Here is a 20,392-nt window from a genome sequence, read left to right as displayed (position 1 = left end):
TGTCTTTTTTGGTGGTGGTGCCGCGGGTCTGTGCCGCGATCACCGACGCTTCGACTTGGGAACAGTGTAGGGTCGCTCGTGCCGGCAGTGATATATCAGCGGGAAATACTCATCCGCTTGATCGAAGCGTGTGCACAGACGCCGCCTGGATCGCTCAATTCCGCGATTGCGATGCCTTTTTCGCGCGCGATGTGACATTTGCGGCGCCTGCGGTTATCGCAGGGCCGTTCGGCGCACCGGCGCGCGGCCGGAACGATCAATTCCGTGATCGAATCGCGCGACGGCGTGCCGACCGCGCGCCGTGCGCTATCCTTGCGGCCACCACCGCACTGCGCCCACGAGGACACCGATGAAGCCATCCACACGCCGCACCGTTCCCGCCCTGCTCTCCGTGCTGCTGTGCGCCGCCCACGCGCAGACGGCCGCGCCACCGCCCGGCACCGTCGTCGTGAACGGTGCACGTGGACGCGCCGGCGATCCGCACGCGATCGACGCCGCGAAAGACCGCATCCTCAACGGCAAGTCCGCGTCGTCATGCGCGTTCATGGACCCGTACCGCCGCGCCAACGACCCCGTCACGCTGGCGTACCGGAACGACTTCGGCCTCGACGTCCCGCTGTCGGACGACGTGGTGCGCCTGTCCGACCTCGCGCCCGACGGCGACGTGTCGAACATTGTCGATTCGTCCGGCATCGACAAGAACGGCGGCATGCCCGCGCCGCTCGCCGGGCCGAAGACGCGCGGCTGCACCGTGGCCGACATCCGCTTCGCGGCGGGCCGCAGCCACATCGCCAGGAACGACAAGACGCTCGCCCTCGGCTTCGAAGCGTACGACAACGGGAACTACGCGCGGGCGCTGCAGCTGTTCGAGACGGCATGGAACAAGATCGGCTACGACGAGGCCGCGCTGATGCTCGCGCGCCAGCACCTGTACGGCCTGGGCACGCCGAAGGATGGCGCCGCGGCCGTCGCGTGGCTCGAAAAAGTGGACAACAAGCCGTACGCACCGGCCGAGCGTCTGCGCTTCGATCCGGCCGAACCCGACGCGATGACGCCGCGCATCGAGGCGGCGTTCATGATGGCGCGGATGTACGAGCGCGGCATCGGCGTCGCGCGCGATCCGGCGCGGGCGCGCACGTGGTACGACAAGGCGGCGGGCTACGGCTTCGTGCCCGCCCTCGACATCCTGGGCGAACACGCGCTGGCCGGCACGGACGGGCCGCGCGATCCCGTGCGCGGCATCTCGCAGCTGAAGGAGGCGGCGGACGCTGGCTATCCGGCCGCGCAATTCCACCTCGCCCGCGCCTATTACGACGGTGACGCGGTGCCCCGCGACCTCGCCACGGCGCGCGCGTATTTCGAGGCGGCCGCCCGTGCCGGCGTGCCCGCGGCGATGTTCGCGGCCGGCCGCATGCTGGACCTGGGGGAAGGCGTCAAGGCCGATCCCGCACGGGCGATCGTCTACTACAAGGACGCCGCGCTGAAGGGCGACCGCGACGCCCGCTTCGCGCTGGGCACCTATTTCTACAGCGGCGAAGTGGTCGGCAAGAACCTCGCGACGGCACGCCAGTGGTTCGGCGCGGCCGCGCGCCAGGGCCAGCCGGACGCGCTGTTCAACCTCGGTGTCATGACGGCGGCCGGCGAAGGCGGCGCAAAAGACCCCGCGATGGCCTGCGTCCTGTTCACGCTGGCGCAACAGGCCGGCCATGACGGCGCCGCGGCGGCATTGAAAGCGCTCGCGCCGACATTGACGCCGGACGAGCGCAAGCGCGCGGACGCCGTGCTGCACCCGCGCGTCGCATCGGCCAAGTGACAGCCTACGGCCGTTCGTAGAATTCCGCCTCGACGATGGACAGCGCGGCGGCCGGCACGCCCGCCGTGCCCGTCGCCGTATTCGCCTGGTTCGCGACTTCCGTGAGGCGCATGCCGCCGCCCTCTTCCGCGCGGCCGGCCAGGACGATGCGCACGGTGCGGCCCTGCACGGGCGCCAGCGGCAAGGTCACGTAGCCCAGGCTCGTCGGCGTGAGGCCGCTCCACGCTTCCCGGCCATCCACGTAAATCTTCAGCGGATAGCTGCGCTCGCGCCAGCCCGTCAGCTTCAGCACCACTTCCGACAGGCGCGCGGGCCGCGCCAGCGTGTACGTGATCTCGGACGCGGCGCCGGGCCGGCTCGTCCACGCGGTCGTCTCGTCGTCGTCGAAGGACAGGTTACCGTCCGGCGCATCGACGGCCGCCACCGGCACGGCAACACGCGATACCGTGAACGACGGCGTGGGCGGCGTCGGCCCGCGGTCCAGGCGCGCCGGCGGCGTGGGCGGCAGCGGGGCCAGGCCGTCGCGCACCGCGACCGGCGCCGAGTCCAGCGCCAGCTCGGCGGGCGCGAGGCCTTGCGCGCGGGCGCGCACGACGATGCGGCCCGCCTGCTGCGTCGTGCGCAGCAGCACGCGGTTGACACCCGCCTCCACCGGCAGCGCACGGGCGAGGATGTGGTTGTCCGGCCCCTGCGCGATCCCGCCGCGCCATTCGGCCGGGCCCTCCACGTCGAAGTCGACGGTGTCGCCCGCGAGCGGCTGGCGCCGGCCGGCCGCGTCGACCACTTCCACCTGCACGAGGGCCATGTCGGCACCGTCCGCGCGCAGGCCCTGCGGCGACACGATGGGCGTGAGGCGCAGCGCGGCCGGCGCGCCCGCCGTCGCGAGGACGTCCGCGCACACCTCGTTGCCATGCGCGTCGTAGCCCACGGCCTTCAATTCGCCCGGCGCCCATGCCACGCCGTCGAACGTGAACAGGAAGCGTGCGCGCTGGCGTGCCGCCCCGACGTCCTTCCCGTTCAGGAACAGCCGGACGCTGTCGGCGCTGGACACGACGATCACGGGCTTCACGGTGCCGGCCGGGTAGTTCCAGTGCCCGACGATGTGGGCGCGCGGATGCTCGACGTCGACCCAGCCGTCCCACATCACCTGGTGCGCGTACCAGGCGTCCTTGGGGATGCGCATCGCGTCCACCTCGCCGCTGCGGCGGTAGTTTTCCGCGCCGCGGTGGTGCGTGTTCGAATCGGAGAACACGATGTTCACGCCGCCGCCGGACACGCGCGTGCCCGTGCCGGGCCGCTCGCGCCAGTAGTCGTACCAGCGCAGCACGTCCTCGACGGCGAAGCTGTCCTGGTTGCGGTTGTAGGCGCTCGCGTCCTGGCCCTTGTGCGGCGGCCCGTCGCCGTCCTTGTGGAACGGCGGACTCAGTTCGTCCCAGTACTTGCGCAGCGCCTCGTCGCGCGCATATTCCATCGCCCACACGGGCATGCCCGCGCTCTTGTTTATGTACAGCATTTCGCCGCCGTATTCGGCCACCTGCCGCAGGTCGCGGCTCAGCATCTCGCGGCTGCCGGCCGCGCGTCCGCCGTGCGGATCGTACGTGTCGCGCAGCGCCTTCATCGCCCGCATATGGTCCGCGCTGACACCCTTGTTGCCGCTTTCGTAGAACACGATGCTGGGGTTGTTGCGGTTGTAGACGATGGCGTCGCGCATGGCTTCCAGGCGCTGGTCCCAGCGGCGGTCCTTGACGTCGCCCTCCGAATCCCCGGCCGGCATCGCTTCCATCAGCCCGAGCCGGTCGAGCGATTCGACGTCCTGCTTCCAAGGCGTCACGTGCATCCAGCGGATCAGGTTCGCGTTGCTCTCGAGCGCGAGGCCGTTGCCGTAGTCGGACAGCCACGCGGGCACCGCGCTGCCGACGGCGGGCCATTCGTTCGTCGTGCGCTGCGCGTAGCCATGCACCTGGAACACGCGGTCGTTCAGCGCGATCATGCCGTTGCCGAACGTGGTCTTGCGAAAACCCGTGCGGGTCGTCACCGTGTCGAGCGGGCGGCCATCCACCTTCAGCGTGGTCACCACATCGTACAGATAGCCGTAGCCCCAGCTCCAGAAGTGCAGCCCGGCGACGGGAGCGCCGGCGCGCAGCGTGACGGTGGTGCCTGGCGCGACGGCCCGCGCCGGCGCGCCGAAGTGCGCGACGCGGCGGCCGTCGCGGTCGCGCAGCTCGACGTCGTACGCGACCCGGTAGGACCTCGCCGAGTCGTTGCGCACTTGCGATTCGGCCGTGATCGTGGCCCGGCCGTGCGGGATGTCGAAGTCGCGCGCGTACACGTACACGCCCGTCGTGCCGAGGCTCGCGTACAGGGGCAAGGTCTGGTACACGGGCCCCGTCACGTGCAGCCGGACGTTCTTCGGCAAGCCGCCGTAGTTCGCGTAGAAATTCCGGTCGTTCCACTGGAAGCGCTGGCCCGTCGCGCGCTCGCGGTAGTCCCAGCGGTTGTCCGTGCGGACGGCCACGACATTGTCGCCGGCGACGAGGGCGCCCGCGATCTCGACGCCGAACGCATTGATGCCGTTCTCGTGCAACGCCACCGCGCGGCCGTTCACGAACACCTCCGCCGCCTGGCGCGCGCCCTCGAATTCGAGGAACACCTTCTGCCCGGACCGCAGCGCGGGCAGGCGGAAATGCTTGCGATACCAGGCGACGCCCGTCGACAGGTCGCCGATGTCCTTGCGGAACGCGTCGTCCTCGTTCCAGGCGTTCGGCAGGCTGACGGCGCGCCAGGGGCCGTCGTCGAAGCCGGGACGCTCCGCGCCGGCCGGGTCGCCGACGGCCAGTTTCCAGCCGGGGTTGAAGTCGTACACGGCGCGGGCGGCGTGGGCGGGGACGGCGGCGGCGAGTGCCGCCGCGAGGACAAGACATGGACGCATGGGCATGGCATTCGATGGCATCGGGTGCCTGCGATGGTAGCAGCGCCGCTTCCTGGCTTACGGCCGACGGACCAATTACTCACGCGGCTGAGCGGTCCCCGCGCGCGCGGACGCACTGGTCAACGGCACGGGAAGGCTGTTAGCATTGGGCTTCCTTTCCGTATCAACGCAAACCGATGACGAAACCATTCAAACGCATCCTGTTCACCGGCGCCGCCGGTAACCTGGGCCGGCGCCTGCGCGCGCGCCTGCACGAATTCGCCGACATCGTGCGCCTGTCCGACGTGGCCGACTTCGGCCCGGCAGCGCCGCACGAAGAAATCCACTTGTGCGACCTGGGCGACCGCGACGCCGTCCTGCGCATGTGCGAAGGCGTCGACGCCATCCTGCACTTCGGCGGCATCTCGACCGAAGAGGAATGGGCGCCCATCATGCAGGCGAACATCCTCGGCGTGGTCAACCTGTACGAGGCCGTGCACAAGCTAGGCATCCGCCGTGTCGTCTTCGCCAGCACGAACCACACGATGGGCATGTACAAGACGACGGACCTCGTCGACGCGTCGATGCCGCCGCGCGCCGACGGCTATTACGGCGTGTCGAAAGTGTTCGGCGAGACGCTGTCGCGCTATTACTGGGACCGGTTCGGCGTGGAGACCGTGTGCATCCGCATCGGCTACTGCTGGCCGGAGGCGACGAACTACCGACAGATGACGACGTGGCTCTCGCTCGACGACCTGATGCGATTGCTGCACCGTGCACTCGTCACGCCGCGCGTGGGCCACACGATCGCGTTCGGCATCTCCAACAACGACGGCCGCTGGTGGGACGACCGCCATGCCGCGTTCCTCGGCTACCAGCCGCAAGACAGCTCGCGCCAGTTCGCGGACAAGTTGCCGAAAGAGGTCGCGTACCCGGCCGCCGACGACATCACGACGTTCTACCAGGGCGGCGTGTTCCTGCACAACGGGCCGAAGTACAAGCCGTAACGATGACGGATGGCAGGCATGCGCACGCTCAGTGTCGTCTGACGTCCGATCTCAGGCTGGCAGCCATTTTTTTGCAAACTTGTCAGACAAGTGAGTCCGCACAGCTATAATCGTGGCCTGGACCCACTGTTTACCACGCCCGCATGAACTCGCCGACCACGCTGCTGCCCGCCCGCAAAAAATACCGCAACCTCGCCCAGGGTGTCGTGGAAGAGCTGAGCAGCCGCATCCGCCGCTCCGAGTTCACCCCGGGCGACAAGCTGCCGCCGGAATCGGCCATCATGGAAACCTACGGCGTGTCGCGTACGGTGGTGCGCGAGGCGATCTCGCAGCTGCAGGCGGCGGGCCTCGTGCAGACGCGCCACGGCATCGGCACGTTCGTGCTGGAGCCGCCGGCCACGGGGCTCGGTATCGGCGCCGACAGCGTCGTGACGGTGCGTGACGTGCTCGCGATCCTCGAGCTGCGCATCAGCATGGAGACGGAAGCCGCGTGGCTCGCGGCGTCGCGCCGCACCGACGAGCAGGTGGCGCGGATGGGCGAGGCGCTGGGCGAGATGCAGCGCGCGCTCGAAAACGGCCGCACGTCGGTCGAAGCCGACGTGCGCTTCCACCAGCTGATCGCGGAAGCGACGGACAACCGCTATTTCGTCGAGCTGCTCGGGCAGCTGGGCAGCGCGATCATCCCGCGCGCGCGCCTGAACACGCCGGGCCTCGGCGAGGACAAGCCCACCGACTACCTGGAGCGCGTGAACCGCGAGCACGAGGACATCTACAAGGCGATCCTGCGGCGCGACCCGGAAGCGGCGCGCGCCGCCATGCGTACCCACCTGTCCAACAGCCGCGAGCGGCTGCGCGAGGCGCAGCAGCGCCTGCAGGACCGGCCCACGGCCTGACCCCGCGGCACGTCAGCCGGATCGGGGTTACGCGGACCGCACGAGCTTCAATGCGGGCCGGCCTGCCACAAGCGCGGGGCGCGCAGGCACACGGGGCGTCTCGCCCTGCTCCAAAGTGAAGATGCCGACGGCCTGCAGCAGCGCCTGCGCCTGTTCCTTCAGGCTCTCGGCCGCCGCCGCGGCCTGCTCCACGAGGGCCGCGTTCTGCTGCGTGATGCCATCCATCTGGTGCACGGCCGTGCTGACTTCCGCAATGCCGTTGCCCTGCTCCGCGCTGGCGCGGGCGATGTCGCCAAGGATGCCGGACACCTGCCGGATGGCGCCCATGATCTCGTCCATCGTGTCGCCCGCCGTGTCGACGAGGCGGCTGCCCGTCTCGACGCTCTGCACGGAGTCGTTGATCAGGACCTTGATCTCGCGCGCCGCCGCCGCGCTGCGCTGGGCCAGGCCCCGCACTTCCTGCGCCACGACGGCGAAGCCGCGTCCCTGCTCGCCCGCGCGGGCCGCTTCCACCGCCGCATTCAGCGCGAGGATATTCGTCTGGAACGCGATGCTGTCGATCACACCGATGATGTCGCTGATGCGCGCCGAGCCGTCCTTGATCTGGCCCATCGTCGACACGACCTGCGCCATCACGTCGCCGCCCTTGCCGGCCACGGTCGACGCGCGCGCCGCCAGTTCGTTGGCGTTCTGCGCGTTGGCGGCGTTGCGCTTCACGGTGTCCGTCAGCGCTTCCATGGCGCTCGCGCTTTCCTCGAGCGAGCCGGCCTGCGCCTCCGTGCGTGCCGACAGGTCGGCATTGCCCGTCGCGATTTCGTCGGTGGCCGTCGTCATGCTTTCCGTGCTCAGGCGGATCTTCGCCAGCATGTCGTTCAGGTTGCCGTTGATGGTGGCGATGGCGCCCATCAGCCGCCCGACCTCGTCGTCGAATTCGACGGTCACCGCACCCGACAAGTCGCCTTCCGCGATGCGCCCGGCCGCCTCGACGGCCTTGTTCAGGTTGCGCATGATGTAGCGGTACACCATGTACAGCGCCGTCGTCGTCAGCACGAGCGACACGATCATCAGCGCGATGGCGGCCGTCATCGCCGTCGCCGTGGCCTGGTGGGATGCCTCCACGGCCGTGCCGGTGCGCTCGTCCAGCAGGCGCAGGAAGTCGTTCAGCGGCACCATGATGCGCGCCTTGTTCTTATGGTACGCGGCGTCGTGCATGATCGTGCGGGCGAATTCCGGATTCGGATCGGCCTTCTTCGTGAAGCCGCCGTGACCGTCGTCGAACAGGCCCTTCACGGCATTCATGGCGATGACCTCCGTCTTGACGAGGGCGTCGGACACGTTCTGCGCCTCCTTCAGCTTCGCGAACTCCTGGTCGGAGAAGCCCGCCTGGCGCATCAGCTGCTGCAGGGGGACCGCCCCGCCACTCGACGGCGGCACCGGCACACCGCCGGCCACGAGGTCCCAGTAGATGCGTTCGTAGTGGTCCGGCCGCGGTTTGCTGCCGTTGCGGATGGCGAGGATGTCCAGGTACTGCTGCTCGTAGCGCGCGTCGCCCGTGACGACGTAGGTGCGGGCGAGCCGCGTGAGGTCGTCGGAACTCTGGCGCAGCTCGTCCGCCAGCAGATAGGAACGGTAGCGCGCGTTGCTCGCGTCCGTCGCGCGGCCTTGCGCGGACGAGACGCGCAGCAGCGCGACCAGCATGAGGCCGGCCATGACGAGGGTCAGGGCCAGCAGGGTGATGAACGTCTGTTTGATCGTAAGATGCCGCATGGTTGTCTCCTCCTCGACAACTACAATCTATCCAAATCTATCCGAGGAAAACCGCCGGACCGCATAAAAACAGACGTTATGTTTTTTATGCGCAACATTCATTATCGATTTGGAATCGAGGAGGAGACTCTTCCTTGTCAGAAGCGCATGCGCACCCCCGCCCGGTAAGTACGGCCAATCACGTCATAGATCGCCGGGTTGACGCCGATGCTCAGGTTCGTCTGCGGGACGAGCGCCGGGCCGTGGTCAGCGAGGTTGTCGATCTTGAAGTACAACGTCGACTCCTTCGCGAACTGGTACGTCGCGCCCACGTCGACGTAGGTCGCGCCCGGCAAGTGGTTGTCGTAGATCGTCGGACGCGCGGCCGTCGGCAGCGGGCAGTTCGTCTGGCACTCGATGAACTCGTTGCTGAACACGCCCGCGCTGACCCAGCGCTCCGTCAGGCTGAGACTCAACTTGCCGTTGTCCCATGTCTCCGTCACGAGCGCCTTCCACTTCGGCGTGCTGCCCGCCATATTGCCCGCGCCCTCGCTGGGCGTCGTGCCGGGCAGGCCCGGATCGGACAGGGCGTGGATCGTGCGGCTGGCCATGCCGCGCAACGTGAACGCGCCCGGCAGCCCGAAGTCGTGCAAGTTCGTGCGGTACGCGGTCTCGATGTCGACGCCCTTCGTGTGCAGCGACGCGAAGTTGAAGCTCTGCGCCAGCACATAGTTCGTGCCGGCCGGCCCGTTGATCGACACGGCCGAGCACACGTTCTGGTAGCCGGCGTAGCACAGGTCCACTTCCTGCTGGGGGCCCAGCGAGTTGATGACGTTCTTGACCTTGATGTCGTAGTAATCGACGGCCAGATTGAACCCGCGCGCCCACGACGGCTGGCTCAGCACGATACCGAACGAGTTGTTGCGCGCGACTTCCGGCTTCAGGTCGGGGTTGCCGACGTTGCGCTGCTGGACCTGCACCGACGAGCCCTGCGCATTGTTCACGGCCTGGTTCGTGACCGTCATCGCGGCGAACAGCTCGGACAGGTTCGGCGCGCGCACGTCCTTGGAGCTCACGGCGCGCAGGCGCAGGCCGTCGATCGGCGTCTTCCACGTGGCGCCGATCTTCCACGCGCTGGCATGGCCCGCCGTGCTGTATTTTTCCTGGCGGTCGGCGACGTTCAGGTTCGCCTCACCCCACGTGGCGGACTTCAGGAAAGGCACGTTGAATTCGACATAGGCCTCCTTCACGTTGAACGCGCCGCGGCCGTTGTGGTAATTCCCCGCGAACCAGTTGTCGCCGCCCGTCGACAACGTGGTGTCGAGCGGGTAGCTGGGGCCGTAGCGCGACTGCAGGCTGACGCCGGCGCCGTACGGATCGCCGTACACCGAGTAATCCTCGCGCCGCCATTCGGCACCGGCCGCCATCGAGACGGGGCCGGCCCAGCCTTCGAACACGTCGCCGTGGATGTTCCCGCTGACGACGTTCTGGCTCGAGTCCGTGTGCTGCGTCGGACCGTTCTGCGGCGCGATGTACGACCAGCCGGCCATATTGATCGGCACGGCGCCGAGGATGTCGATGGGCTGGCAGCCGTTCGCGCGCGCGTCCGCATCGCGGCAGACGATGTTGCCGCTCGCGTCGCGCACGGCGTCGATCGCGTAGTTGTAGCGGCGGTTCAAGGTGATGTCCTGCACGTGGATGACGGTCGTGTTCTCGCCATGTTCCGCGTAGGCGTCGTACGACCAGTCCTTGCCGAACAGGGCGAAGCGGCCGTCCGCGCCCACGACGAAGCGGCGCTGCGTGCGCGTCGGGTGCACGGTGATATTGGCGGGGAATTCCGCGTTCGCCGTGCCGACCTGCATGACGCCGCTCGGATAGCCGGACGCACAATCGGCCGCGACGGATGCAGGCAGATAGGCGTTGTCGCAGCGGATGTTGAGGTTCGCCTGCTTGGCCGCGCCGGGGTTCGGCGAGAACACGGATTTCACCTGCGCCCAGTTGCCGGTCACGTAGATCTCGTTGTCGGCGTCGAGGTCCCACGACACGCGCGTGTACGCGACCTGGCGCTTGAAGTTCATCGCGAGATTGGTGCCGGCGCCCACGCTGCCCGACAGGTCGCCGCCGACGCAGAAGTTGCCGACGCAATCGGTCCCGTACTGGAACGGGAACGGCGTGCCGCCCGCGCCGAACGCCGTGCCTTTCAGCGGCCCGTTCGTGATGAGGCCATATTTCGCGTACTGCACGTGCTGTGCATGCAGGATGCTCTTGTAGCGGGGCGAGCCCGCGGCCTGCATCGCCTTCGTCGACTCCTGCAGCGCCGGGTTCATGTACCACGTGCGGCCGTTCGCGCCCACTTCGCCGAAGCCCGGCGAATCGATGCCGTTTTCCTTCGTGAATTCGCCGCTCACCTCGACGTGCATCCGGTCGTTCATGAAACCGCGGCCCCAGGCGGCCTGCAACGTGCCGTTCTTGTCGTCGTGGTACGTCGTCATGCCGCCTTCGGCATTGAACTTGAAGCCGTCGAACTTCTTGTCCGTGATGAAGTTGACGACGCCGCCCACCGCGTCCGACCCGTACGATGCGGACGCGCCGCCCGTCACGACGTCCACCCGCTTGACGAGCAGTTGCGGGAATTGGCTCACGTCCGTGACACCGGTGACGTTGGCGCCGACGACGCGCTGGCCATCGAGCAGCGTCAAGGTGCGGATCGTGCCGAGGCCGCGCAGCGACAGCGACGACAGGCCCTGCACGCCGCTCGACGTGCTGTACGTGAACGTCGTGCGACCCGTGCTGCCCTGCAGTGCCGGCAGTTCCGTGAGGGTCTCGAACAGGTTCGGCTTGGCGGCCTTCGCCAGGTCGTCCGCCGTCAATGTCGTCGTCGGCGTCGGCTGGCTGAAGCCGCGCGCGGCGATGCGCGAGCCGGATACGACGACGGTATTCACGCCGTCGTTGGCGGCCTGCGCGGGTGCGGGCGCGGCCGGCGCGGCGCCGGGCACGGGGTCCGGTTGCGTGTCCTGCGCGTGCCCCGGCAGCGCGAGCGCGCCACAGGCGCCGGCGACGGCGAGATGGATCAGGGTCTTGCGAAACTGCGTTGGCATATCGTCTCCGTTCTTGTGATGGTGTTGGGTCCGCGTGGCGGACCGCGATGCCGGGACCGGCGGTTGTCGCCCCGCCTCGTCCCGGATCGCTGCCTCTGCTGCTGTGCCGTGTTGCCTGGCGTCCATAGCGATGGTAACGCTACCTGTTACCGCTATCATCGCAGAGTAGCGCATTTCCTACGAATTGGTAAATACCCTGTCCAATCATTTTTTTCGCGCCGTCGATATCCGATTCGGCATCAGTGGCGCGGGCGCGGCCGGGGTAAGATTTTCTTCTTGCGGTTTTCCCGGGCCACTTGTACGATGACTGACAATTGTAGACGAACCATCTTTTTGCATCTTTCCTGGAGCGCGAATGAATCCGCAAGAACTCAAACAGGTCATGTCCTCGGGCCTGCTGTCCTTCCCCATCACCGACTTCGACGCCGAAGGTAACTTCCGTCCCGGCACGTATGTCGAGCGCCTCGAATGGCTCGCCCCGTACGGCGCGACCGCCCTGTTCGCGGCCGGCGGCACCGGCGAGTTCTTCTCGCTCACGCACGACGAGTATTCGCAAGTGATCAAGACGGCGGTCGACACGTGCGCCGGCAAGGTGCCGATCCTCGCCGGCGCCGGCGGCCCCACGCGCAGCGCCATCGCGTTCGCGCAGGAAGCGGAGCGCCTCGGCGCCAAGGGCGTGCTGCTGCTGCCGCATTATCTCACCGAAGCGAGCCAGGACGGCCTCGTCGCGCACGTCGAGCAAGTCTGCAAATCGGTGAACATCGGCGTCGTCGTGTACAACCGCGCGCAATGCCGCCTGACGCCGGAGTCGCTGGAAAAGCTGGCCGACCGCTGCCCCAACCTGATCGGCTTCAAGGACGGCATCGGCGACATCGAGCTGATGGTCTCGATCTGGCGCCGCATGGGCGACCGCTTCAGCTATCTGGGCGGCCTGCCGACAGCGGAAGTGTATGCCGCCGCGTACAAGGCGCTGGGCGTGCCGGTGTATTCGTCCGCCGTCTTCAACTTCATGCCGAAGCTCGCGATGGACTTCTATCGCGCGATCGCGAAGGACGATTACGCGACGACGAACCGCCTGCTGGACGAATTCTTCCTCCCGTACCTGGCGATCCGCAACCGCAAGGCCGGTTATGCCGTGTCGATCGTGAAGGCGGGCGCCCGCCTCGTCGGCCACGATGGCGGCCCCGTGCGAGCACCGCTGACGGACCTGACGGACGAAGAATGCGACATGCTGCACAAGCTGATCGTGGCCCAAGGCCCGCAATGACATCGAAGGAGAACGAACAAATGACGATCCAAGGCGAGATGATCATCGGCCGCCGCGTCGTGCGCGGCAGCGCCGGCACCACGCGTGCCTTCAACCCGGCCACCCGCGCGGAGATGGAGCCGGCATTCGGCCTCGCGACGGCAGACGACGTCGCGAGCGCATGCGCGCTGGCGGAAGACGCGTTCGACACGTACCGTAACCTGCCGCTGGAGCAGCGCGCGCGCTTTTTGGAAACCATCGCCGACCGCATCATGGACATCGGTCCGGCCCTGATCGAACGCGCCTCGGCCGAATCGGGCCTCCCGCTTGCGCGCCTCGAGGGCGAACGCGCGCGCACGTGCAACCAGCTGCGTCTGTTCGCGAAGGTCGTGCGCGACGGGCACTTCCTCGATGCCACGCTGGACTCCGCCCTGCCCCAGCGCACGCCGCCCCGTGCCGACCTGCGCATGCGCAAGATCCCGCTGGGCCCCGTCGCCGTGTTCGGCGCGTCGAACTTCCCGCTCGCGTTCTCCGTCGCCGGCGGCGACACGGCATCGGCGCTGGCCGCCGGCTGTCCCGTCGTCGTGAAGGCGCACAGTGCCCACCTCGGCACGTCCGAACTGGTCGGCAAGGCGGTGCGCCAGGCCGCCGAGGACTGTGGCATGCCGGACGGCGTGTTCTCGCTGCTGATCGGCGAAGGCCGCGTGGCCGGCCAGGCGCTGGTCGCCCACCCCGCCATCCAGGCCGTCGGCTTCACGGGCTCGCGCCAGGGCGGCCTCGCCCTCGTGCACACGGCGAGCGCGCGCAAGCAGCCGATTCCCGTCTACGCGGAGATGAGCAGCATTAACCCCGTGTTCCTGCTGCCGGGCGCCCTCGCCGCCGGCGGCGCCAAGCTGGCGCAGGGCTTCGTCGATTCGCTCACCCTGGGCGTGGGCCAGTTCTGCACGAACCCGGGCCTCGTGATCGGCCTGGCCGGCCCCGACCTCGACGCGTTCCGCGCCGCGGCCGCCGAAGCAATGGGCGCGAAAGGCGCGGGCACGATGCTCACGGCCGGCATCCACAAGGCCTATGTCGACGCCGTCGGCCGCCGCACCGGCATCGACGGTGTCGCGCTCGTCGCGCAAGGCGGCAGCGAGGGCGCGGGCTGCGCCGCGCAGGCCGCGCTGTACGCCTGCGACGCCGCCACGTATCTCGCGAGCCCCGCGCTCGATGAGGAAATCTTCGGCCCGGCATCGCTGCTCGTTGCGTGCCGCGACGAGGCCGAGATGCTCGCGGTGGCGCACCACCTGGAAGGCCAGTTGACGGCCACCGTGCACGCCACCGGCGCCGATCGCGAACTGGCGGCCGGCTTGCTGCCCACGTTGGAACGCAAGGCCGGCCGCGTGCTGTTCAACGGTTTCCCGACCGGCGTCGAAGTGAGCCACGCGATGGTGCACGGCGGTCCGTTCCCGGCCACGTCGGACAGCCGCACGACGTCCGTCGGCGCCACCGCCATCGACCGCTTCCTGCGCCCCGTGTGCTACCAGGACGTGCCGGCCGACCTGCTGCCGGACGCGCTGCGCGACGACAACCCGCTCCACCTCGCGCGTCTGGTGGACGGCGAACTGCGCGTCGCGAAATAATCACGATGTAGACGCATCGCGGTATCGGGTGGCTGGTACGATGTGCCCGCCACCCGCAACGGCCGAGGGAGACATCGGCCGCACACGTCAGCATAATCAAACCAAGGCCTGACCATGACACGCAACCGCACGGGCGACACCTCCGTCGCCAGCCCCGCCATCCGTCCCGCCGGCGGCAACTACCGGTGGACCATCTGCGCCCTGCTGTTCTTCGCCACGACCGTCAACTACCTCGACCGCCAGGTCCTGAGCCTGCTGGCGCCGTCGCTGTCGAAGGAATTCGGCTGGTCGAACACGGACTACGCGAACATCGCCGCCGCGTTCCAGTTCGTGTACGCGATCGCCCTGCTGTTCGCCGGCCGCATCGTCGACCGCCTGGGCACCAAGACGGCGTACCTGCTTGCCATCGTCGTGTGGTCGGGCGGCGCCGTCGCTCACGCCTATTCGATCGAACTGGGCGCCGGCGTGAAGGCGCTGCTGGGCCTTGCGGTGCCGGCGTCCGTCGTCGGCTTCATCGTCGCCCGCACGATCCTCGCGATCGGCGAAGCGGGCAACTTCCCGGCCGCGATCCGCGCGACGGCCGAGTATTTTCCGAAATCGGAGCGCTCGTTCGCGACCGGCATCTTCAATTCCGGTGCCAACATCGGCGCGATCCTGGCACCGCTGACGGTGCCGATCCTTGCGGCGATCTGGGGCTGGCAGGCCGCGTTCATCTGGATCGGCGCCATCGGCTTCCTGTGGGTCGTGTTCTGGGCCTTCCTGTTCGACGAGCCGGCCCGGCAGCGCCGGCTGTCGTCCGCCGAACTGGCGTACATCCGCAGCGACGATGCAGGTGCCGCGCCCGTCGCCGCGACCGGTCCGGCGCCCGGCTGGCGCACCTTGCTGGGCCTGCGCCAGACGTGGGCCTTCGTCGTCGGTAAATTCCTGACGGACGGCGTCTGGTGGTTCTTCCTGTTCTGGCTGCCGAAATACCTGACCGACAAATACGGCATGGCGACGTCCGATCTGGTGCTGCCGCTGGCCGTCCTGTACAGCATGACGATGGTGGGCAGCATCGGCGGCGGTGCGCTGCCGTCGCGCTTCATGCGCGCGGGCAGCGCGCCGTACGACAGCCGCATGAAGGCCATGCTGCTGATCGCATTCTTCCCGCTCGTCGTGCTGCTCGCGCAGCCGCTGGGCCACCTCGGCTTCTGGGTGCCCGTGATCCTGATCGGCATCGGCGCCTCCGCGCACCAGGCGTGGTCGTGCAACCTGCTGACGATCACGTCCGACCTGTTCCCGCGCCACTGCGTCGCCTCCGTCGTCGGCATCGGCGGCCTCGCGGGCGGCATCGGCGGCGTGCTCGTCACGAAAATCGGCGGCCGGCTGTTCGACTACTACGGCGCCCAAGGCCAGATCCAGACGGGCTACATGATCATGTTCGCGTTCTGCGCCCTCGCCTACCTGCTCGCCTGGGGCATCATGAAGGCGCTCGTCCCCACGCAGGCGACGGCCCATCTGCCGGAGGAGCTGGCGCATGCTTGAGGCCAGCGTGGAACGGGTGCCCGGTGTCGCCTGCGCCGTGGGCGAAAGCCCCGTGTGGCACGCGGGCGAACTGGCGTGGTACTGGGTCGACATCCCCGCGCGGCGCATCTGGCGCCTCGACCACGCGACGGGCGCCGCGCGGCACTGGACGGCGGAAGAGATGGTCGCGTGCATCGCGCCGCGCGCGGACGGCGGGCTGATCGCCGGCATGGAGACGGGCATCTTCGCCGTCGACCTGGGCGCCGACGGGAGCGTACGCGCCGAACGCCTGGCCGCGCCGGCCGAGCTGGCGCCGGGCATGCGCTTCAACGACGGCCGCACGGACCGCCAGGGCCGCTTCTGGAGCGGCACGATGTGGATGGACATGGCCGCCGCGCTGCCGGTTGGATGCCTGTACTGCTACGACGCGCAGGGTCTGTCGGCGCCGGTCGTCACCGGTCTCGTCACGCAGAACGGCCTCGCGTGGTCGCCCGATGGGCGCACGATGTACCTGTCCGATTCGCACCCGACGCGCCGCCGCGTCTGGGCGTTCGACTACGACGTCGACACGGGCGTGCCGCGCGACCGCCGCCTGTTCGTCGACATGGCCGTGTACGCGGGCCGCCCGGACGGCGCGACGATGGACAGCGACGGCTGCTACTGGGTCGCGGGCAACGACGGATCCAGCCTGCTGCGCTTCACGCCGGCCGGGAAGCTGGACCGCGAACTCGCGCTGCCGGTCGCCAAACCGTCGATGCCCTGCTTCGGCGGGCCCGATCTGGATACCCTGCTCGTCACCTCGATCGTGCAGCCGGGCCGGGAAGACGATGCGCTCGCGGGGGCCGTGCTGCTCGTGCGCCCGGGCGTGCGCGGCGTGCAGGAAGTCCCGTTCGGCGGCTGAGCGGGCCGGCCACGGCCTGCGCGCAAGCGCGCCCGGCAGATTATTTGGCTGTGTTCGCGTTAATTCGGTGACTCGGCCGTTTAGCCGAGCTGAACAGCAGCACGAAGCAGATGCGCCGGTGTGGTTAGCCGTCGCGCATCGAGCATCCGCTGCCAGCCCGAATAATTGATCAGGTAGCGACTGGCGACGCCACGAAACCGCACCACCCAGCTCTTGAAGCGGCTATGCCAGGCGTTCACGTTTTGAATGTGGATTGCACCGCGTGCCCGAATGCCTTTCTTCGTGTTCACCTTCTCGTGCAAGATGCCCGCTTGCTGCGCGAAATGACGGTAAGACAGCGCCGAATCGCTGATCAACAGGACGTCGTCCGGCAGCACGGGCTTTAGGCATTTTTGCAGTTGCGCCACCGTCACCTGTCCTCGGCCAGTATGAAAATCAAGCGTTTGCCCGTTACGGTCACGCGCGACGAGCAGGCAGTCGAGTTCATTACTGATGCCGCGCTTTTTCGCTACGCCGCCGCGCTTCCTCGGCTTGCGCGTCATGTTGCGCGAACCCTTCTGCGATTCCAGGCGATACGTCTCATCGGCCTCAACAATGGCCGACAACCTTGCCGGCCGATCGCGCATGGCGCCCGGCACGAAGCGATGGCGCCAGCGAAAACTGGTCGTGCGGTGCACGCCGACGACGCGAGCCGCCTCGCGCACGGTGCGCGACTCGAGCACGCATTGCAAATATGCGAGCCAATGTTCTTTCTTCCGTAGTCTTGCGAGCGGCGTGCCCGTCAGCGCGTTGTAACTCCGTCCGCAGCCGAGGCAACGAAAGCGCTGCAAACCGCTCGCCTGACCGCAGCGGTGGGCGCGGGGATAACCGCAGCGCGGACACGGCCGTCCTCGCGCGGCCTGCTCGATCAGCGCGATGCACTCGGCCGGATGGGCGATGCCCGCGATCCATTCTCGCAATCGGGCCAAGTCACCGGCAGAGAACTGGACCGTCGTCAACAGGGCGAACACGTCATCGAACGGCACCGCGCGCATCGTCACTCCTCATGAGTTAACTCGACGATGCGTATGACCGCTGCAACGCGGTTCGGTTCACATAATTACCGCGAACACAGCCGATTATTTCGAAGCCGGACCGGACCAGTTGTTCCGGATGTTCAGGCCTACGTGATATTCCCAATATCTGGCTTAGTAGGCAACAACGGCCGCGATCACGTATGATCGCGTATCGCCGTGTACACGGCGCCCCCGTCCGCGCCCGCGCCAGGAGCGCGCGCACAGCCCCGGCCACCACGCCGCGCGGGCAACGGAGGCGCTCCACCACCGCCGCCGACTCGAGCGCGGCGAGTGTCCCGGCACGCGTCCCCGCACGGTCCCTGCCGCGCGCCGGACGCCGCACAGAATTCACAACATCGTCCGCGCAAAGCGGCAAGGAGAAACCATGAGTACTGAGAGCAGCCTGAACGAGGCCAAAGACACCCAGTTGCGCGCCGACGCGCTGGAATACCACCGCAGCCCCGTGCGCGGCAAGATCGAGGTCGTCGCCACGAAACCCCTGTCGAACCAGCGCGACCTGTCGCTGGCCTATTCGCCGGGCGTCGCGTACGCCTGCGAGGAAATCGCCGCCGATCCCGCCACCGCGGCCGACTACACGTCGCGCGGCAACCTGGTCGCCGTCATCTCGAACGGCACCGCCGTCCTTGGCCTGGGCAATATCGGCCCGCTGGCCTCCAAGCCCGTCATGGAAGGCAAGGGCTGCCTGTTCAAGAAGTTCGCCGGCGTCGACGTGTTCGACCTGGAACTGGCCGAAAACGACCCGGATAAACTGATCGATGCGATCGCGATGCTCGAGCCGACCGTCGGCGGCATCAACCTCGAGGACATCAAGGCGCCGGAATGCTTCTACATCGAGAAGAAGCTGTCCGAGCGGATGAACATCCCCGTCTTCCACGACGACCAGCACGGCACCGCCATCATCTCGAGCGCCGCGCTGCTGAACGCACTGAAAGTCGTCGGCAAGGACATCGGCACCGTCAAGCTGGTGGCGTCCGGCGCCGGCGCCGCGGCCATCGCCTGCCTCGACATGATGGTGAGCCTGGGCGTGAAGCGCGAGAACGTGTTCGTCACCGACTCGAAAGGCGTGATCTGGCAGGGCCGCGAAGCGAACATGGAAGCGAACAAGGCCCGCTATGCACAAGCCACGGACGCGCGCACGCTGGCAGACATCGTCGCCGGTGCGGACGTGTTCCTCGGCTGCTCGACGGCGGGCGTCCTGACGGGCGATATGGTGAAGACGATGGCCGACCGCCCCGTCATCCTTGCGCTTGCGAATCCGGAACCGGAGATCCGTCCGGAAGTGGCGAAGGCGGCCCGCCCGGACTGCATCATCGCGACCGGCCGCTCGGACTATCCGAACCAGGTCAACAACGTGCTGTGCTTCCCGTACATCTTCCGCGGCGCCCTCGATTGCGGCGCCACCCGGATCACGACGGAGATGAAGCTCGCCTGCGTGAGCGCGATCGCCGACCTGGCCGAGGCGGAAGCCAACGACGCCGTCGCCGCCGCCTACGCCGGCCAGGACTTGAATTTCGGCCCCGACTACATCATCCCGAAACCGTTCGACCCGCGCCTGATCGCCGCCATCGCGCCGGCCGTCGCCAAGGCCGCGGAAGCGTCGGGCGTCGCCACGCGCCCCATCGCCGACATGGACGCCTACCGCGACAAGCTGGGCGAGATGATCTACCACACCGGCTTCTTCATGAAGCCCGTGTTCGCGAAGGCCAAGGCCGCACCGAAGCGCGTCGCCTACGCGGACGGCAGCGAACCGCGCGTGCTGCGCGCCGTGCAGACCGTCGTCGACGAGGGCATCGCGAAACCCGTGCTGATCGGCCGCGCGGCGGACGTCGAGCAGGCGATCAAGCAATCGGGCCTGCGCCTGAAACGCGACGTCGACTACACGCTCGTGGAAGCGGAAGGCGACACCACGTTGCAGGGCGCGCGCCTGCTGAACGCGGGCGAGGTCGACTCGCTGATCTGCGGCATGCAGGGCCGCTACGACACGCACCTGGCCCACGTGAAGAACGAGATCGGCCTCGCGCCAGGCGCCGACGTACTGGCCGCGATGAACGCGCTCGTGCTCGACAAGATGACCTTGTTCATCACGGACACCTACGTCAACGACAACCCGTCCGCGCAGGAACTGGCCGCGATCACGAAGCTCGCGGCGACGGAGATGCGCCACTTCGGCCTGGAGCCGAAGGCGGCGCTCGTGTCGCACTCGATCTTCGGCTCGTCCGAGCGCCCGTCCGCGCAGCGCATGCGCGACGCGCGCGCCCTGCTCGCGCAATCGGCACCGGAACTGCCGGTGCTGGGCGAAGTCCACGGCGACGCCGCGCTGTCGGAAGACATCCGCCGCATTTATCAGCCGAAGGACGATTTCGGCGGCAGCGCCAACCTGCTCGTGATGCCGTCGCTGGATGCCGCCAACATCCTGTTCAACGTGCTGAAGGTCACGTCGGGCAAGGGCGTGACGGTGGGCCCGATCCTGCTGGGCGCGGCGAAATCCGTGCACATCCTGAGCCCCAGCGCGACGGTGCGCCGGATCGTCAACATGACGGCGTTGGCGGTGGCCGAAGCACGCTAAGCCTCCGAGTGCG

Annotated in this window: 13 protein-coding genes; 8 read left to right on the top strand and 5 right to left on the bottom strand. The window is 68.1% G+C overall.

Features of this window, described 5'->3' with window-relative positions; translation table 11 throughout:
- Nucleotides 1–95: 95 nt before the first annotated feature.
- Nucleotides 96–359: a hypothetical protein gene (locus NX784_RS16195; protein ID WP_258817716.1), complete on the bottom strand. Its 264-nt coding sequence runs from the start codon at nucleotides 357–359 to the stop codon at nucleotides 96–98.
- Here NX784_RS16195 and NX784_RS16190 point away from each other — a divergent pair.
- Nucleotides 350–1,813 carry a tetratricopeptide repeat protein gene (locus NX784_RS16190; RefSeq protein ID WP_258817715.1) on the top strand — a complete coding sequence of 488 codons (1,464 nt, stop codon included), beginning with the start codon at nucleotides 350–352 and terminating at the stop codon, nucleotides 1,811–1,813. The genes NX784_RS16195 and NX784_RS16190 overlap by 10 nt on opposite strands.
- A 4-nt stretch (nucleotides 1,814–1,817) precedes the next feature.
- On the opposite strand, the gene NX784_RS16185 is transcribed toward NX784_RS16190, so the two are convergent.
- Entirely contained in the window at nucleotides 1,818–4,742 is a 2,925-nt protein-coding gene (locus tag NX784_RS16185; RefSeq protein WP_258817714.1) for a glycoside hydrolase family 2 protein, read from the bottom strand.
- A gap of 176 nt (nucleotides 4,743–4,918) precedes the next feature.
- Here NX784_RS16185 and NX784_RS16180 point away from each other — a divergent pair, with 176 nt between their 5' ends.
- Nucleotides 4,919–5,728 carry an NAD-dependent epimerase/dehydratase family protein gene (locus NX784_RS16180; protein WP_258817713.1) on the top strand — a complete coding sequence of 270 codons (810 nt, stop codon included), beginning with the start codon at nucleotides 4,919–4,921 and terminating at the stop codon, nucleotides 5,726–5,728.
- 143 nt (nucleotides 5,729–5,871) lie between these two features.
- Nucleotides 5,872–6,621 carry a FadR/GntR family transcriptional regulator gene (locus tag NX784_RS16175; protein ID WP_258817712.1) on the top strand — a complete coding sequence of 250 codons (750 nt, stop codon included), beginning with the start codon at nucleotides 5,872–5,874 and terminating at the stop codon, nucleotides 6,619–6,621.
- Nucleotides 6,622–6,648: 27 nt separating this feature from the next.
- Here NX784_RS16175 and NX784_RS16170 read toward each other — a convergent pair whose 3' ends face one another.
- Nucleotides 6,649–8,388: a methyl-accepting chemotaxis protein gene (locus tag NX784_RS16170; protein WP_258817711.1), complete on the bottom strand. Its 1,740-nt coding sequence runs from the start codon at nucleotides 8,386–8,388 to the stop codon at nucleotides 6,649–6,651.
- A 137-nt stretch (nucleotides 8,389–8,525) separates the two neighbouring features.
- Nucleotides 8,526–11,465, bottom strand: a complete 2,940-nt coding sequence (locus tag NX784_RS16165; RefSeq protein WP_258817710.1) for a TonB-dependent receptor plug domain-containing protein — start codon at nucleotides 11,463–11,465, stop codon at nucleotides 8,526–8,528.
- Nucleotides 11,466–11,820: 355 nt separating this feature from the next.
- On the opposite strand from NX784_RS16165, the gene kdgD reads away from it, so the two are divergent.
- From kdgD to NX784_RS16145, 4 genes are all read left to right on the top strand, one after another.
- Nucleotides 11,821–12,732 (top strand): 5-dehydro-4-deoxyglucarate dehydratase, encoded by a 912-nt coding sequence (gene kdgD / locus NX784_RS16160; protein WP_258817709.1) that lies wholly within the window; start codon nucleotides 11,821–11,823, stop codon nucleotides 12,730–12,732.
- Between the two features lie 20 nt (nucleotides 12,733–12,752).
- Nucleotides 12,753–14,333, top strand: a complete 1,581-nt coding sequence (locus NX784_RS16155) for an aldehyde dehydrogenase (NADP(+)) (protein WP_258817708.1) — start codon at nucleotides 12,753–12,755, stop codon at nucleotides 14,331–14,333.
- A 114-nt stretch (nucleotides 14,334–14,447) separates the two neighbouring features.
- Nucleotides 14,448–15,857, top strand: a complete 1,410-nt coding sequence (locus NX784_RS16150) for an MFS transporter (RefSeq protein WP_258817707.1) — start codon at nucleotides 14,448–14,450, stop codon at nucleotides 15,855–15,857.
- The gene (locus NX784_RS16145; RefSeq protein WP_258817706.1) at nucleotides 15,850–16,737 is read left to right on the top strand and encodes an SMP-30/gluconolactonase/LRE family protein; all 888 of its coding nucleotides are present in this window, start codon (nucleotides 15,850–15,852) and stop codon (nucleotides 16,735–16,737) included. The genes NX784_RS16150 and NX784_RS16145 overlap by 8 nt, the downstream gene beginning before the upstream one ends.
- 80 nt (nucleotides 16,738–16,817) lie before the next feature.
- On the opposite strand, the gene NX784_RS16140 is transcribed toward NX784_RS16145, so the two are convergent.
- Complete coding sequence (locus NX784_RS16140) at nucleotides 16,818–17,771, bottom strand: IS1595 family transposase (protein ID WP_258817705.1); 954 nt, start codon at nucleotides 17,769–17,771, stop codon at nucleotides 16,818–16,820.
- A gap of 406 nt (nucleotides 17,772–18,177) precedes the next feature.
- Between NX784_RS16140 and NX784_RS16135 the strand changes: the two genes are divergently transcribed.
- Nucleotides 18,178–20,379, top strand: a complete 2,202-nt coding sequence (locus NX784_RS16135; RefSeq protein ID WP_258817704.1) for an NADP-dependent malic enzyme — start codon at nucleotides 18,178–18,180, stop codon at nucleotides 20,377–20,379.
- Nucleotides 20,380–20,392: the final 13 nt, after the last annotated feature.

The sequence above is a fragment of the Massilia pinisoli genome (assembly GCF_024753285.1).
In the GTDB taxonomy this organism is placed as follows: domain Bacteria; phylum Pseudomonadota; class Gammaproteobacteria; order Burkholderiales; family Burkholderiaceae_D; genus Telluria; species Telluria pinisoli.
Note: the sequence above shows the minus strand (reverse complement) of the source record. Positions and strands in the feature narration are given on the sequence as shown.

Bases quoted from the DNA above. Each gene is read 5' to 3' on its own strand.
- NX784_RS16165 (WP_258817710.1), bottom strand. From the start codon at position 11,465: ATGCCAACGCAGTTTCGCAAGACCCTGATCCATCTCGCCGTCGCCGGC.
- NX784_RS16195 (WP_258817716.1), bottom strand. From the start codon at position 359: ATGGCTTCATCGGTGTCCTCGTGGGCGCAGTGCGGTGGTGGCCGCAAG.
- NX784_RS16170 (WP_258817711.1), bottom strand. From the start codon at position 8,388: ATGCGGCATCTTACGATCAAACAGACGTTCATCACCCTGCTGGCCCTG.
- NX784_RS16175 (WP_258817712.1), top strand. From the start codon at position 5,872: ATGAACTCGCCGACCACGCTGCTGCCCGCCCGCAAAAAATACCGCAAC.
- NX784_RS16140 (WP_258817705.1), bottom strand. From the start codon at position 17,771: ATGCGCGCGGTGCCGTTCGATGACGTGTTCGCCCTGTTGACGACGGTC.
- NX784_RS16190 (WP_258817715.1), top strand. From the start codon at position 350: ATGAAGCCATCCACACGCCGCACCGTTCCCGCCCTGCTCTCCGTGCTG.
- kdgD (WP_258817709.1), top strand. From the start codon at position 11,821: ATGAATCCGCAAGAACTCAAACAGGTCATGTCCTCGGGCCTGCTGTCC.
- NX784_RS16150 (WP_258817707.1), top strand. From the start codon at position 14,448: ATGACACGCAACCGCACGGGCGACACCTCCGTCGCCAGCCCCGCCATC.
- NX784_RS16185 (WP_258817714.1), bottom strand. From the start codon at position 4,742: ATGCGTCCATGTCTTGTCCTCGCGGCGGCACTCGCCGCCGCCGTCCCC.
- NX784_RS16180 (WP_258817713.1), top strand. From the start codon at position 4,919: ATGACGAAACCATTCAAACGCATCCTGTTCACCGGCGCCGCCGGTAAC.
- NX784_RS16135 (WP_258817704.1), top strand. From the start codon at position 18,178: ATGAGTACTGAGAGCAGCCTGAACGAGGCCAAAGACACCCAGTTGCGC.
- NX784_RS16155 (WP_258817708.1), top strand. From the start codon at position 12,753: ATGACGATCCAAGGCGAGATGATCATCGGCCGCCGCGTCGTGCGCGGC.
- NX784_RS16145 (WP_258817706.1), top strand. From the start codon at position 15,850: ATGCTTGAGGCCAGCGTGGAACGGGTGCCCGGTGTCGCCTGCGCCGTG.